The sequence below is a fragment of the Arsenophonus endosymbiont of Bemisia tabaci Q2 genome, from assembly GCF_902713415.1.
In the GTDB taxonomy this organism is placed as follows: domain Bacteria; phylum Pseudomonadota; class Gammaproteobacteria; order Enterobacterales; family Enterobacteriaceae; genus Arsenophonus.
The window spans coordinates 1-962 of the sequence record NZ_CACTIE010000308.1; the positions used below are offsets into that span (position 1 = coordinate 1).

At 34.8% G+C, this 962-nt stretch carries 2 protein-coding genes; both read right to left on the bottom strand.

Features of this window, described 5'->3' with window-relative positions:
- On the bottom strand, positions 1–588 hold a 588-nt coding region (locus ARSQ2_RS11600; RefSeq protein ID WP_181995374.1), incomplete at its 3' end, for a deoxyribodipyrimidine photo-lyase.
- Positions 589–696: 108 nt separating this feature from the next.
- A partial coding sequence (locus ARSQ2_RS12035; protein ID WP_202880426.1) for a transposase occupies positions 697–962 on the bottom strand: 266 nt, incomplete at its 5' end.

The following is a 962-nucleotide window of genomic DNA, read 5'->3' on the forward strand; positions in this document are numbered from 1 at the left end:
TGATTTGTAGCCGTCATTTAAGTAGGGAGAGATAGGATTTATAGAAATTCCACCACTCGATCGCATTTTAGGTGTTGGCAGAGAACAAACTTCGGTTTTAATTAATTGTTTAATAAAGGCATGACTAAATGGCGTAAATACTTTATACATCTCATTATTAACATTTAAAACAGAACCTGGAGGCAAAAGAACGCTATCGTCAAAACCGTGAATTGCAACTTTATCGCCTATAATATATTTCAACTGCTGATCTCGCCTAAGCTCATTTAATTCATATTGTCGATTAAAAAATACTTCACTGATTTTTTCTTTTTGACAAAATTCTTTTAACCAATCTAATGATGCACTACAATCATCACATTTTTGATAAATGAGAGGAATCCCTAATTCAGCAAGACCGTGTTGTAACTTTATTAAGTTATCGTGAATAAAAGCAATTTGATGCACTGATATATGATGTTCTTGCCATTGTATAGGCGTGGCTATATAAACCGCGATAATTTTCACATGCTGATCCTGACATGCATTAAATAGCGCTGTGTTATCTATAATACGAAGATCATTGCGAAACCAAACAAGACGAGTCATGTTAAATGCCTTCCAAAAACAACGAAAAGTAATAAACGCGTGTTACTCTCTTTCCAGTATTCTTTTCAAATTAAGATAAAGTTCTTCTGCCATGTCGTACAACTCTTCCTAATCATCGGCAAAATCGTCCAGATTAAGCCTAACAAACGATTTATAGCTAAGCGAATTAATTTTGATTACACCATATTGAGTGCCAACAAAAATATCTGTGTCGCATCCGAGCGCTTTTTTGCATTTAACTTGTGCCCATTTATGTTCAATTGGATTAAGCTCTCGCGAATAGGTAGGCAAATATTCCAGCATATGCCCCGCATCGATGATGACTTGTTGAATACTCTGTTTCTTGTGAAAAGTTGCATTATCCATCATGATTA